Annotated in this window: 13 protein-coding genes; all 13 read right to left on the minus strand. The window is 37.2% G+C overall.

Annotated elements, in window-relative coordinates:
* Window positions 1–5: 5 nt before the first annotated feature.
* On the minus strand, window positions 6–1,265 hold the full coding sequence (locus tag ACONDI_RS12470; RefSeq protein ID WP_241078877.1) for an aspartate kinase: 1,260 nt from the start codon (window positions 1,263–1,265) through the stop codon (window positions 6–8).
* Window positions 1,253–2,176 carry a homoserine kinase gene (gene thrB, locus ACONDI_RS12475; RefSeq protein ID WP_241078878.1) on the minus strand — a complete coding sequence of 308 codons (924 nt, stop codon included), beginning with the start codon at window positions 2,174–2,176 and terminating at the stop codon, window positions 1,253–1,255. Before thrB ends, ACONDI_RS12470 begins: the two co-directional genes overlap by 13 nt.
* Window positions 2,169–3,245 carry a threonine synthase gene (gene thrC / locus ACONDI_RS12480; RefSeq protein WP_241078879.1) on the minus strand — a complete coding sequence of 359 codons (1,077 nt, stop codon included), beginning with the start codon at window positions 3,243–3,245 and terminating at the stop codon, window positions 2,169–2,171. The genes thrB and thrC overlap by 8 nt, the downstream gene beginning before the upstream one ends.
* Before the next feature lie 306 nt (window positions 3,246–3,551).
* Window positions 3,552–4,841: a homoserine dehydrogenase gene (locus tag ACONDI_RS12485; protein ID WP_241078880.1), complete on the minus strand. Its 1,290-nt coding sequence runs from the start codon at window positions 4,839–4,841 to the stop codon at window positions 3,552–3,554.
* The gene (locus ACONDI_RS12490; protein ID WP_241078881.1) at window positions 4,828–5,328 is read right to left on the minus strand and encodes an ACT domain-containing protein; all 501 of its coding nucleotides are present in this window, start codon (window positions 5,326–5,328) and stop codon (window positions 4,828–4,830) included. Before ACONDI_RS12490 ends, ACONDI_RS12485 begins: the two co-directional genes overlap by 14 nt.
* Before the next feature lie 147 nt (window positions 5,329–5,475).
* Window positions 5,476–6,531 carry an outer membrane lipoprotein-sorting protein gene (locus tag ACONDI_RS12495; RefSeq protein WP_241078882.1) on the minus strand — a complete coding sequence of 352 codons (1,056 nt, stop codon included), beginning with the start codon at window positions 6,529–6,531 and terminating at the stop codon, window positions 5,476–5,478.
* 36 nt (window positions 6,532–6,567) lie between these two features.
* On the minus strand, window positions 6,568–7,023 hold the full coding sequence (locus ACONDI_RS12500) for a CBS domain-containing protein (protein WP_241078883.1): 456 nt from the start codon (window positions 7,021–7,023) through the stop codon (window positions 6,568–6,570).
* The gene (locus ACONDI_RS12505) at window positions 7,002–8,666 is read right to left on the minus strand and encodes an NAD(P)H-hydrate dehydratase (RefSeq protein ID WP_241078884.1); all 1,665 of its coding nucleotides are present in this window, start codon (window positions 8,664–8,666) and stop codon (window positions 7,002–7,004) included. Before ACONDI_RS12505 ends, ACONDI_RS12500 begins: the two co-directional genes overlap by 22 nt.
* 509 nt (window positions 8,667–9,175) lie before the next feature.
* Entirely contained in the window at window positions 9,176–9,595 is a 420-nt protein-coding gene (gene nifU / locus ACONDI_RS12510) for a Fe-S cluster assembly scaffold protein NifU (RefSeq protein ID WP_241078885.1), read from the minus strand.
* 27 nt (window positions 9,596–9,622) lie between these two features.
* The gene (nifS, locus tag ACONDI_RS12515; protein ID WP_241078886.1) at window positions 9,623–10,804 is read right to left on the minus strand and encodes a cysteine desulfurase NifS; all 1,182 of its coding nucleotides are present in this window, start codon (window positions 10,802–10,804) and stop codon (window positions 9,623–9,625) included.
* A 30-nt stretch (window positions 10,805–10,834) separates the two neighbouring features.
* On the minus strand, window positions 10,835–11,248 hold the full coding sequence (locus tag ACONDI_RS12520) for an RrF2 family transcriptional regulator (protein ID WP_241078887.1): 414 nt from the start codon (window positions 11,246–11,248) through the stop codon (window positions 10,835–10,837).
* A gap of 482 nt (window positions 11,249–11,730) precedes the next feature.
* Window positions 11,731–12,102 carry a holo-ACP synthase gene (gene acpS / locus ACONDI_RS12525; RefSeq protein WP_241078888.1) on the minus strand — a complete coding sequence of 124 codons (372 nt, stop codon included), beginning with the start codon at window positions 12,100–12,102 and terminating at the stop codon, window positions 11,731–11,733.
* Window positions 12,103–12,144: 42 nt separating this feature from the next.
* The gene (locus ACONDI_RS12530; RefSeq protein ID WP_241078889.1) at window positions 12,145–13,407 is read right to left on the minus strand and encodes an NAD(P)/FAD-dependent oxidoreductase; all 1,263 of its coding nucleotides are present in this window, start codon (window positions 13,405–13,407) and stop codon (window positions 12,145–12,147) included.
* Window positions 13,408–13,495: the final 88 nt, after the last annotated feature.

The raw sequence follows: 13,495 nt of genomic DNA on the forward strand, positions 1-13,495 counted from the left end.
CAAAATCATCCTCCCAGAGAAACAGAAGTATCTTCACCTCTATCTTCGTTTCCTAGTTCAAATTTGTCATGTATCGCTTCTATAGCTTTTTCTAATCTTTTTTCATCAATAAGACACGAGATTCTTGTTTCGCTTGTACTTATTATCTCTATATTTATATCTTCTTTGCCAAGAGCACCAAACATAGCAGGATAAACTTCAGGATTTTGGGAAATCCCTGCACCAACTATAGATACCTTGGCAACATCTTCTTTTATCATAATATCTTCAACTTCAAATTCGTCAATACTTTCAAGAACTTCTTTTGCTTTTGTAACATCTTCTAACTTTACAGTAAATAAAATATCGTTAATCCCTTTTTCTTTTTGGATACTTTGTACTATCATGTCCACGTGGATATTAACCCTGGCTAACTCTGAAAAGATTTTATAAGATACCCCTGGTTTATCGGGTACACCTTTTACTGCAACTTTAGCAATATCTTTGTCAGAGCAAACCCCACGTATCAAAGGATTTTTGATCTCCATATTTTCTCGCCCCTCCTGCACGTAGGTCCCTTCTTTATCATTAAAGCTTGACCTTACATGTATAGTAATATTATGAAGCCTTGCACACTCCACACTTCTTGCCTGAAGTACCTTAGAACCAAGACTAGACAGCTCTAACATTTCATCATAAGTTATACTAGTTAATTTCCTGGCATCTTTTACTATCCTTGGATCTGCCGTGTACACACCATCAACATCAGTATATATTTCACAAAGATCCGCTTCCAAAGCTTTTGCAAGGGCAACAGCGCTTGTATCAGAACCACCCCTGCCAAGGGTAGTTATGTCAAATCCGCCATTAACACCTTGAAACCCGGTTACTATAACAACATTCCCTTCCTTAAGCTCTTTATTCAATCTCTTGTCATCAATGGACAAAATTCTTGCTTTTTTGTGAACATCGTCTGTTTTGATGCCTACCTGAGCTGCGTTAAGGGAAATGGCAGGTACACCATAAGTGTTAATCGCCATTGTCAAAAGGGCACTAGAAACCTGTTCGCCCGTGGAAAGGAGCATATCCCACTCTCTATCAGGTGGGTTTGGGTTAATATCTTGTGCAAGTTCTATCAGTTCATCTGTAGAATCTCCCATTGCAGAAACAACAACAACTACATCATCACCGGATTTTTTCCTCTTGACGATTTTCTCTGCAACATTCATGATTCTATCTTTATCTTTTACACTAGAACCTCCAAATTTCATCACTACCACTGACATAACTCCACTCCCTCCTCATTTGTCAGGAGAGCACCTCTTTTTGAAAGCTGAAGCTCCAAAACTCGAGATTTGATCTCCTTTTCATCATAGCTTTCTTTTAGGACTTTTTTGATCCTTGGCATGGGCTTGTCTGTCAGGGCAAGGATACTAGGGCCGGCACCGCTCAAGAAAACCCCAAGGGCACCGTTATCTTTTGCTTTTTTGACACATTCTACAAACCCTGGCAGTTGTTCTTGCCTGTATATTTGATGTATCTTGTCCTCGGTTGCCCATTCCAAAAGTTCGTACTTTTCTGCCATAATAGCAGCTACCAGTAGTGAAGAGCGCCCGATATTAAAAGTCGCATCTTTAAAATCAACATTTTCCGGCAAAAGCCCTCTTGAACGCCCTGTTGCAAAACGGTACTCAGGTACAACCAGATAAAAATACAAATCTTTCTTTGGGAGATGACGCACGTATTTGATCCCTTTTTCTGTGGTACTTGTTACAATAAAGCCGCCTAAAAGGGCAGGAACTACATTGTCAGGATGTCCTTCCATCTCTTTGGCTAACTCAAGAATCATATCCGTTGATAGAAGCTCCCCGGAAAAAAAGTTTCCTACCAAAAGACCTCCCACTGTCGAGGCAGCACTTGAACCAAGTCCACTACACAAAGGGACTTTGTTGATTAGCTTTATCCTTAAACCCGGCACAGACTTTCCTACCTGGTCATATACCCTCTTTATGGCTCTGTACACAAGATTTTGTTCGTCTAGTTCTATATCTTCTTTTCCCTCGCCATATACTTCTATCTCAAGGCCTTCGTCAATTATCTCCGCTGTTATCTCGTTATATAAGGTCAGGGCAATGCCAAGGCAGTCAAATCCAGGACCAAGATTGGCCGAAGTAGCCGGAACACTTACCTTAATCAAATAAGTCACCCCCAAGCACTGCCTTTTCAATCTCATTTATATCAGGAGATATCCGTATAGGAGCATCTGCATAGTTTATAGCTGTTTCAGGGTCTTTTAGGCCATGTCCTGTCAATATACAGACGAGTTTTTTGCCTTTGCCATCTTCTATTTTATTATTTTCAATGGCTTTTAATAGACCTGCAACGGAAGCTGCAGAAGCAGGTTCAAGGAAAATACCTTCTAACTTTCCAACTTTTTTGTATGCTTTTATTATTTCATCATCAGTAACTATTTCAAAATGTCCCCCTGAACTAGATACAGCTTCAAGGGCTTTATCTTTGCTAGCCGGATTACCGATCCTAATTGCAGTAGCAATAGTTTCAGGGTTTTCGACAGTCTTTCCTGTCGCCAAAGGAGCAGCACCTTCTGCCTGACAGCCAATCATCACAGGAAGATCATGGGTGACTCCATCATCCTTGTAATCGTTAAAACCCATCCAATATGCTGATATATTACCTGCGTTGCCTACAGGAATAAAAAAGTAATCTGGAGAGGTCTCAAGGCTGTCACATATTTCAAAAGCACCTGTCTTTTGCCCTTCTAGTCTATATGGGTTAACTGAGTTAACAAGGGAGATGGGATGTTTTTCAGTCATCTCCCTTACCAATTCTAAACATCTATCAAAATTCCCCTCTACACTCAAAACTTTGGCACCGTAGAAAAGAGCCTGGGACAGTTTGCCCTGGGCTATCTTACCCTCAGGGACAAGGACAACACTTTTTAGCCCAGCCCTTGCTGCATAAGCACTGGCACTTGCAGAAGTATTGCCAGTAGAAGCACAGATTACAGCTTTGCTACCCTCTTCCACCGCCTTGGTAAGAGCCATAGTCATTCCTCTATCTTTAAAAGAACCCGTTGGGTTATCTCCCTCAACCTTTAAATAAATTTCCATATCAATACCCAGGTCAGCCTGTAATCTTTTTGCCGGCAAAAGAGCCGTATTTCCCTCATACAAAGTAACCGCCATCTCTGCATCATCTACGGGCAAGTATTTGTTGTATCTATCAATAATCCCCTTATAATACATTTTGCCTGCTCCTTTCAAGTTTATCTACGCATCCAAAAACTCACCTTTGGTTAGTATAAAATCGATTCAATTGCAAAAAGTCTATTCACAAAGCTATAGTGTTTTTAATTGATACATCTAATATTCGTCAGCAGTCGAAATAAGGTTTCCAAATCAATGAACTCATCCTGAGTTCGATTAGCTAATGACATCCTGTCATTAGACCTTATTCCTCCTGCTTTCTCATCAAGATGTATTGCAATTAAACACAAAACTTTGTTCATATAACTTTTTGCAAAAGATTCAGCATTTAATTTTAAGCTTAACTTAGCTTTTTTCTACCTGGATAACATTGGATAGTTCATAGACATTTTCTCGTTTTTCTAAGTCGGCTATTGCATCATCTAGGTTTTTGATCTTTGTTTTGTGTGTTAACAATACAATCTCAGCGTATTCGTCTTCTTTTTTCTCCTGGATAATAGATTCTAAGCTTACACCGTAACTGCCGAAAACTCCGGCTATCTCTGAGAATACACCGGGTTTATCCTTTACTACAAGTCTTAAATAAAATGAAGCTTCAAATTCTTCTCTTGGAGCAATTTTATATTTATTGTTTTCAGATCCTGCAGAAAGTTCTTTGACAGGTTCTTTGAACATTTCTTTTCCGGCTTTAATTATATCTGAGAGCACAGCACTTCCTGTGGGTAGTGACCCCGCTCCCGGACCATAAAACATTACTTCATCTACAAGATTTCCTTTAACAAAAAGTGCATTATTTTCACCTTTTACCGAAGCTATTGGATGTTCTTTTGAGATCATACAGGGAACTACTGCCAAAAATATCCCATCCCCTTCTTTTTCTCCAACAGCAAGTAGCTTTATTTCCATGCCTAATTTTTTGGCGTACTGAATATCTCTCTGACTTACATTCTCAATCCCACTGCAATAAACCTCTTTCATATCTGGCAAAGTTTCAAAACCAAGATAGGATAATATTGCAAGCTTATATGCAGCGTCCAAACCAGAGATATCATTGGTTGGGTCTGCTTCGCAAAAGCCATAGGTCTGTGCTTCTTCTAGGGCCCTATCAAAGCTATATCCAACATCAGACATCTTTGTCAGTATATAGTTGGTAGTTCCATTCAAAATCCCTATAACCTTTTCTATTTTATCTGCTGCAAGGGACTCTTGTAAAGGCTTAATTAATGGAATCCCTCCAGCAACAGAGCCTTCAAAGTATATATTCCTTTTATTTTCTTTAGCTTTTTCAAATATTTCCTTACCATGAGTTGCAATTAAGTCTTTATTTGCAGTTACAACGTCTTTACCAGAATCAAGAGCTTTTAGGACAGAGTCCTTTGCCAAATCGCACCCACCAATAAGTTCTACCACCAGGTTTATATCAGGATCATTTATTATCTCTTCTGGCTCTGTCACAAGCTTTTTCTCATCTATCTCTACCATACGTTTTTTTTGTTTATCTTTTACCATAACCTTCGAAACGTCAAACTCAATACCTGATCTCTCACTGATTTCTTTTTGATTTTTCTTAAGTCCTTCAATTACACCACTTCCTACAGTTCCAAGTCCCATTAGTCCTATTTTAATTGTTTCCATTTATATCCTTCCCCCTTTGAAGATTATCTGTTTCTCCTAAAATCTCTACTTTTTGTACTCCTTCAGTTTCTCTCAAATTGTCTAATAAATTCTCTACTCCGTCAACCATATCTCCCGTTTCAAAAGTAACTGATGCATTCGCTATGCCCTGAAGCGGCAAACCCTGGTTGATGGTGAGGACATTCCCTTTTGCCCTTGCAAGTTTATTTAGGACCTCTGACAAAACCCCTGCCCGGTGGACCAAAGATAGAGAAATTGTAAGTATTTTTTCACTTTCAGCCTTGTAAAATGGAAAAATATGATCCTTGTACTTGTAGTATGCACTCCTGCTCATACCTACCTTTTCTACCGCATCATTAATTGTATCGCTGTCACCACGCTTTAGTATTTCTTTTACCTTTACAGTTTTCTTTAAAACCTCAGGAAGAACCTTATTTCTTACTAAAAAAAATTCTTCGTTCTTCTGGATGTTATTTTCTTTTTCCATAAACCAGGCCCCTTTTTGTTTTCTGCACACGAACATAATTCTACATACGGTGAACATTATAGCATAGTTATAACCCTTGACAAAGCAAAAATCGAGCTTTTAAGCCCGATTAATACAAAATAACTTTTATTTTTTCCATTTTATTTTCTATATCTCTAAATCGCTAGTTTTTTCAGCTAGCTTAACCAGTTCTTTCTCGCTGTAATCTCCAACAAGGGTGTATTTAACCCCATCACTCTCCCAGATAAGTATATTCTCGTAATCAGAGTTTATATATATAGGATCATCAGTTATATTTTCATTTGCCAGATCATTTTCATTAATGTCTTCTTGACTTTCTTGACTTTTTTGGCTTTTTTGGGTAAAAGACAAATTCCCATTTGGACTTGTGTACTTAATACTTATCTGACCTCTTTTTTCACACATTCCAAGGTGAAATATATCATACGAAGGGTCTTCTATAGAAACTGGATCAAAGGAAAGTTCTTCAATCTTACTTTCTTCAATATTACAGGAAATCTCATCACCCACTTCTTCTATTTCATCTGCTTCTTCGACCTCAAAAGCTTCTTCATCTACTTCAGGGTTCCAGGTAATGTTATCAACGTGATATGTCATATAAGGTTCTGAGGTATTATTATCCCTATACATATTAATCTTTTCTATGGATATTTCACTCCCGAGAATCCCATCTCTGTCTTTATAGACAATCATTTCATGAGTTAAAGGCTTTTTGTAAGTAGTTATTATATATTTATCTCCTTCTTTTTCAAACTCAAATTCACCTGCGGCCATGAGATTTAATTTATCATACAATATAAAGGAAAACTTATTACCCATATCCCTGTCAAAAGACATGGGATACGAAACCCTTTCTTCAATAAGTGGATTATAAATCTGCAGTCTATCATCTTTTGATACAAAAACCTGCCCCAGATCCTGTTCTTTATCTGTAAATACTTCAAGCTTGATGTTATCAGGTGCAAGATACCATTCCTCAATGTTATAGCTTCTAGATGGCTCATCCTTTAGGTCATTAATAACTATACTTCCCTGGACTTTGTAAGAATCTAGCTTATCTAACTTTTTTTCCATTCTGGCTTTTATCTCATCAGAATCCAGGCTGCCACAGCTATTAAATACTAATACCAGTAACAACAAAAAGATTAATAAGCCAAGTCTCAAAACCCTCTTTGAAATCAAAAAGGAAAAGCCCCCATTCTAAAAGCTTCCACATTTTTAGTAATCGTTCGCCATACCTTTTAGGATATCTGATCTACTAACTATACCTATAAGTTCATTTTTGCTATTTAATACCGGAAGCCTTTTAATGTTATTTTCACTCATAATGGTAGCAATCTCATCTATTGTGGTTTCTTCTCCTATGGTCTTAACATCTTTAGACATTAGATCCACAACTTCAGTAGAAACATACTTTTGTATTTCAGACAAAAATCTTTTTGTACTTTCTAATAAAATTATACCGCCTAAGATCTCAAAATATGCCGGAGGATTTATTTTTTTGTGCTTTCCTAGAAGATCTCCTTCGGTTACAATTCCAACCAAATTTCCCTTATCATCAACTACAGGAAGACCACTTATATTGTTTTTCGTCATAAGTTCTGCAGCTTTTTCTACTTTTTCCTCCACATTTATGGTAATTGGACTTACTGTCATAATATCTTTGGCCTGCAACTTTTTTCTCTCCTTTCATTTGCTTTAATATTTTTTAAATCTTTTATACCTATTGGCAAATACTTACACAAATCTCCTGCTATTAACCCTTCCATCCCCATATCCTTCGCTGCAAGATCACCTGCTAACCCGTGTAGATAAACACTTAATAACACCCCTTCTAGCGTATTATTTTTTTGGGCTATCAGGGAGGCAATAATCCCCGTGAGTACATCTCCGCTTCCACCACTAGCCATACCCGGGTTTCCTGTAATATTAATATAAACTTCATTATCAGGTGTTGCTATATATGTTGGTGATCCTTTTAATACTATATACACCTTCCATTTTACCGCATAATCACTTAAGATAGCTACAGGATTTGCCAAAATTTCTTCTTTTGACTTACCAGTTAATCTTTCGAATTCACCAACATGGGGAGTTAATACCGCCGGGACTTTTCGCTGAGGGAGGATGACCTCAAGAATCTCTCTGTCCCTAGCCAGTACATTCAGCCCATCTGCGTCTATAACAACAGAACCTCCAAAGTTGCCAACCACTCTTTTTACAAGCTGATATGTATATGATGTGTCTCTTATGCCAGGACCAAGGGCCACACTATCAAAGTCAGATAAGAGCTCACTAGCCCTTTTGACAGCTTTTTCTCCGAAAACTCCTTCTTCAGAAGGCAAGGGAATAGTCATGGCTTCAGTTAATTTTGTTTGCAAAGATCTTTGTTCACTCTCCGGGACCGCTGCGCTGACAAGGCCTCCTCCACTTCTAAGGGCTCCTTCAGTTGTTAGATAACTTGCTCCAAGCATGCCTCTAGAGCCTGCTATTATAAGTATACGACCATAGTGCCCTTTGTGAGCATCACCCTTTCTTTTGGGGACAAAAGAAGAAACATCTTCTTTTTCGATATACTTTACCCTTGGCTTATTGCCATAAGAAAAATATCTTTCGATTATATCATCTGAGATACCGATATGGGCAAGATTTAATTCACCTGTATACTCCCTGCCCGGATAGATAAAATGCCCATACTTTGGCATTGCAAAAGTTACTGTCTTATCAGCTCTAACAGCTTCACCGGCAATTTTCCCGTTTTCACCAATTATGCCTGATGGAATATCTACCCCTATCACAGGTTTATTTTTTTTATCTTTTTCGCTGTTTATCTCCTTTATCACAGATAAAATAGGTTCTCTTACCTCACCTTTGATTCCGGTTCCAAGCAGTGCATCAACTATTATTGAAGATTTTTGTAGATCCTCCTCTATGGCTGTAAGGTTTTCTTCTAACATAGGACTTTCTTTTGCATCTATTATTTTTATTTTTATATCATTTCTCTCTTTTATAATTTGCCAGTTTGTAAGGGCATCTCCTTTTAGTTTTTCTTCTTTTCCTATTAAATAAACCAAAGATTTGACACCCTGCATAGCAAGCTGTTTTGCCACACAAAAACCATCCCCACCGTTATTTCCTATTCCAGCCAAAATAAGTACCAGGGGTGAGTCATCTTTTAACTCTTCAAGAATTTCAAAAACAACCTGGCTAACACCGAAAGCTGCATTCTCCATTAAAATAATCCCAGGTACTTTGCCTTTATTTATCGCAAGGCTGTCTAGCTCTGCCATTTCCTCTGGAGTTACAATATGCTTCATATCTTCACTCCTTCCATAAAGCTATCTATCTTTACACTCAAAGGTATTTCATACAAATAAAAAATTATGCTCATATACTTTGAGCGTAAAGTAACAGTAAATTTTCTTACTAACTTTTGCAGCTGCCTGTGACACTTTTAGTTTTTATTATGATTTCGAAGCAAAAAGTAATATGAAATATAGCTTTGATTCAACTGCAAAAAGTCTATGAACAAAGTTTTGTTTTTAATTGCAATACACCTTGATGAGAAAGCAGGAGAAATAAGGTCTAATGACAGGAGGTCATTAGCTAATTGGACTCAGGATGAGTTCTTGAATTAGGAAACCTTATTTCGACTGCTGCCGAATCCTAGATGTATCAATTAAAAACACTATACTTATGTGAATAGACTTTTCGCAGTAGAATCATGTTTATTTTCTTACTAGTATTATACAGTATTTTGGCTATGTAACAAAACTAAAAAGCCCCTATCATTACAATATTGATAAGGGCTTATGGCTTCTAGCTTCTAGTGTTCGTGGTCGTGTTCATGTTCGTGATCATTCTCATCTGGTTTTCCATCATCTAGACCTCTATAATTATTTATCGCCTTGTGTATTGCATCTGCTGCAAGGTTTGAACAGTGAAGCTTTTCTTTTGGAAGGCCTCCAAGTTCATCTGCCACGTCCTTATTTGATACTTGAAGAGCTTCATCAATGGTTTTACCTTTAACAAGCTCAGTAACCATGCTAGTAGTAGCTATTGCAGCAGCACAACCAAAGGTCTTAAATTTTATATCTTCAATTACTTCGTTCTCATCAATCTTAAGAGTAATTCTCATAATGTCACCACAAGACATATTTCCAACTTCTCCTATCCCATCTGGCTCTTCTATTTCTCCTACATTTCTAGGGTTTTGAAAATGCTCCATCACTTTTTCGTTATACATACCTAGTATCCCCTCCGTTCAAAAATATTAATTTTTCTTTTCTGCAGCCTCTTTACCCTTCCAAACAGAAGACATTTCTCTTAACCTTGATACAATCTCAGGTAATACTTCTAAGACATAATCTATATCTTCTTCATTATTTCCTCTACCAATTGTAAATCTTAATGAACCATGTGCCGATTGATGATCAAGTCCCATAGCTTTTAGAACATGTGATGGTTCAAGCGACCCTGAAGTACAGGCAGAACCGCTAGAACCAGCTATACCTTTCATATCCAGGTTAAGTAGTAAAGACTCTCCCTCTACATAATCTATACTGACATTAACATTACCAGGAAGCCTTTTGGTAGGATGTCCATTTAATTTTACATCTTCTATTTTGAGAATACCATCAATGAGTTTGTCTCTTAAACAAGCATATTTTTCTACTTTTTCATTTACTTCTTTAACAGCTAGTTCTATAGCAACTCCAAGACCTATTATTGCAGGCACATTTTCTGTACCGGGGCGAAGTTTTTTCTCCTGTGAACCACCATGAGTTATTCTCTTAACCTTGGTTCCTTTCTTTACATATAAAGCACCTATCCCTTTAGGGCCATTTAACTTGTGCCCTGACAGGCTTAATAGATCTACACCCAAATCATTCACATCTAATGGATAGTTTCCAACGGTTTGTACAGCATCAGTATGAAAGGTGATATCTTTTTCTTTTGCTATTTCACTTAACTCTTTAATCGGTTGAATTGTGCCTACTTCGTTATTAGCATGCATTATAGTAACAAGTATTGTCTGATCAGTTATAGCATCTTTTAGGTCAGATGGACTTACCATACCGTTTTCGTCTACTGGCAGATAAGTGACTTCAAAACCTTCATCTTCAAGGGCCTTACAGGCATCAAGAGCTGCGTGGTGCTCTATTTGGGAAGTAATTATATGATTTCCTTTGTTTTTTAGCCTACGGGCGACACCCTGTATTGCAATATTATCTGATTCAGTTCCTCCAGAGGTAAATACAATTTCCTCAGGCTTTGCTCCAAGGGCTACTGCCACTTTTTCCCTTGCGTCATCAACATGTTTTTTCATCTCCCTGCCAAATGAATGCAAACTAGATGGATTGCCAAAATTGTCTTTCAAAAAAGGCTTCATAGCCTCAAAAACTTCATCTCTCATTGGGGTTGTCGCACCGTGATCTAAATATACCTTTCTCATTTTATAACCTCCAATCATATTGGAAATATCTCACTCGTAAGTTTCAGTCAGATCTTTCAGAGTAAATTCGTCCAAGACTTCTGTCATCCTATCCCTTAGTTTTTTCCAAACATTTCGAGATACACATATAGATGATCTCTCACAACTTTTACTGTCTTCTTCTTTGACACAATCGACAGGTCCGATAGGACCTTCTAATGATCTAATAATATCTCCTACAGTTATCTCCTTTGGGTCTTTCGCTAAACTATATCCCCCCCTGGCTCCTCTAACGCTTCTTACCAGTTCATCTTTTTTTAAATCCAAAAATATCTGTTCTAGATATTGATACGATATATTTTCATTCTTGCTAATTTCTCTTAGCGGCATAGGGCCTTTATCATAGTTTGCAGCAAGCTGAACGAGTGCTCTTACTCCGTATTGTCCTCTGGTGGAAAGTCGCAAAATTACCAACTCCTAGACATAAATACATGAGCAAATTAGTAGGGTTTTTCTTCAAAAATAAATCGGGATAAATTAAATCCCTACCATTTGACTAATGTTTTCTTTTATTATTGTATTTTTCATAATTAAATATGTCAAGAAAAATATAATATTTGTATCTCATACCAACGCCTCGCCGGGAATTTGCAGGGACAGTCCAAATTAAAGGCTTGCTTTTGATAATTCTGGTGCAAAAAGTCTATTCACATAAGTAAAGTGTTTTTAATTGATACATCTAAAACTCGTCAGCGGTCGAAATAAGGTTTCCAAATCAATGAACTCATCCTGAGTTCGATTAGCTAATGACATCCTGTCATTAGACCTTATTTCTCCGTTCCTCGTCAAGATGTATTATAATTAAAAACAAAACTTTGCTCATATGACTTTTTGCACCAGAATCAAAGTTTTGTTTATAAATTTCCTTAAAAGCTTAACTGGGTTGTTTAGGTTATTATAACGTAGGCTATAGCAAGTTCTTTTGTATGAGACAGAGAAATGTGGACACTATTTCCACCTAGCTCCTGCAAAATTTCATTTGCTTTGCCTGTTATTATTGCTTCAGGTTTGCCCTTCGAATCGTTAACAACCTGAAACTCTGGCAGTGACATCTTGCCAATCCCTGTACCAAGGGCTTTTGAAAAAGCTTCTTTGGCACAAAACCTTGCTGCCATATGAGGATAGGGATTTTTTTTAGATAAAATATACTCTTTTTCTAATTCACCAAATATTTTTTCCAATGTTCTCCCGGGCCTTTTTTCATACATTTTTTTGATCCTAGTAATCTCTAGCATGTCTACACCCGTTCCTATAATCAATTAAATCCACCTCACCAACCAATATAAAGCCATAATAGAAAGCTAGTCTATAGAAAAATCATCAAGGCTAAATTCTGGCTTTTCTCCACTTATTAGTTCAGACATAATTTTGCCTGTAATAGGAGCCATAGAGATACCATCACCTTCATGACCTGCAGCAATATAAAAACCGCTGATACTAGTAGGGCCAAGATAGGGCGTTCCCTTTTCACTATAGGGTCTTAGTCCACTAAACATCCTTATAATATTTACATCCTTCAAAAAAGGAAAAATATTACAGGCATTTTGCAAAATATTTTTGGCACCTTTTCTTGACACTGAGGTGTCAAGGTCGCCAAACTCTCTAGTTGCGCCAATCAAGATGTTACCCTTTGCTGTTTGGCTTAAAGATAGTCCTACACCTAAATCATCACTAGCTTCTACATTGCCATTCTTATTGTCACTTTTATTATCATTGTCATTCTCATTACCATCTAAATCCGTTATCTTTTGTCTATGTTTTGAAGCAATATACTTAGTTGACAGCATTCCACCCTGAACCAAAGGCGGCAGTTCTTCGGTAACTATTATCTGTCCTTTTCTAGGCTTTATCGAAATATTTTTAGAGAAACTAGTATCTAACATCTTTGAAATCTCAGGGGCATCGACACCAGATGCATTAACCAAATTTGGAGCATAAAATTCCCCGCATGGTGTGATAACACCTTTTATCCGGCCATTTTCTTGTATTATATCCATAACCGGTGTATATAAATATACACCTCCGCCATTATTTTTTATCTCATCAGTTAAACCTTTAAGAAGTTTAAAGGAGTTCACATGAGCATCGTCAGAGCAGTAAGCCGCACCTATTACATGAGAAGAAACGGAAGGAAGTTTAGAAAATGTTTTTAGAATTTCTTCTCTGCCAATAATCTTCACATCAAGGCCTGATTCTTGTTGCCTTTCTACTCTTTCTTTCATATATTTAAGCTCTGCTTCGTTTTCAATTAAGATCATACCACCGTTACTTTCAAGTTCAATATCTTGATTTAGCTCATCAGAAAGCTCTTCATATAACTGTCTGCTTTTTTTGGCCATTTGAAGGTAAAGACCTTCTATCTTTGACTGAAGGAAAATATTTTGATCGCATGCTCCTGATGCACCAAATCCTAAGTCATATTTTTCTAAAAGGATCACTTTTTTGTTTTTTTTAGAAAGATAATAACCAATTGAGGCCCCAATCACCCCTGCCCCAATTATTATCACATCAGCTTCATCCAAAGGTTTGTGAAATGATTTTTGTAACGTACTAATTTTAGTCATATTACCTAATCACCTACTTATATCCATATATCCATGATATCCATATATCTATATATTCATATCTATTTATGATCCTATGCAAAAAGTC

This window comes from Natranaerofaba carboxydovora (assembly GCF_022539405.1).
In the GTDB taxonomy this organism is placed as follows: domain Bacteria; phylum Bacillota; class Natranaerobiia; order Natranaerobiales; family Natranaerofabaceae; genus Natranaerofaba; species Natranaerofaba carboxydovora.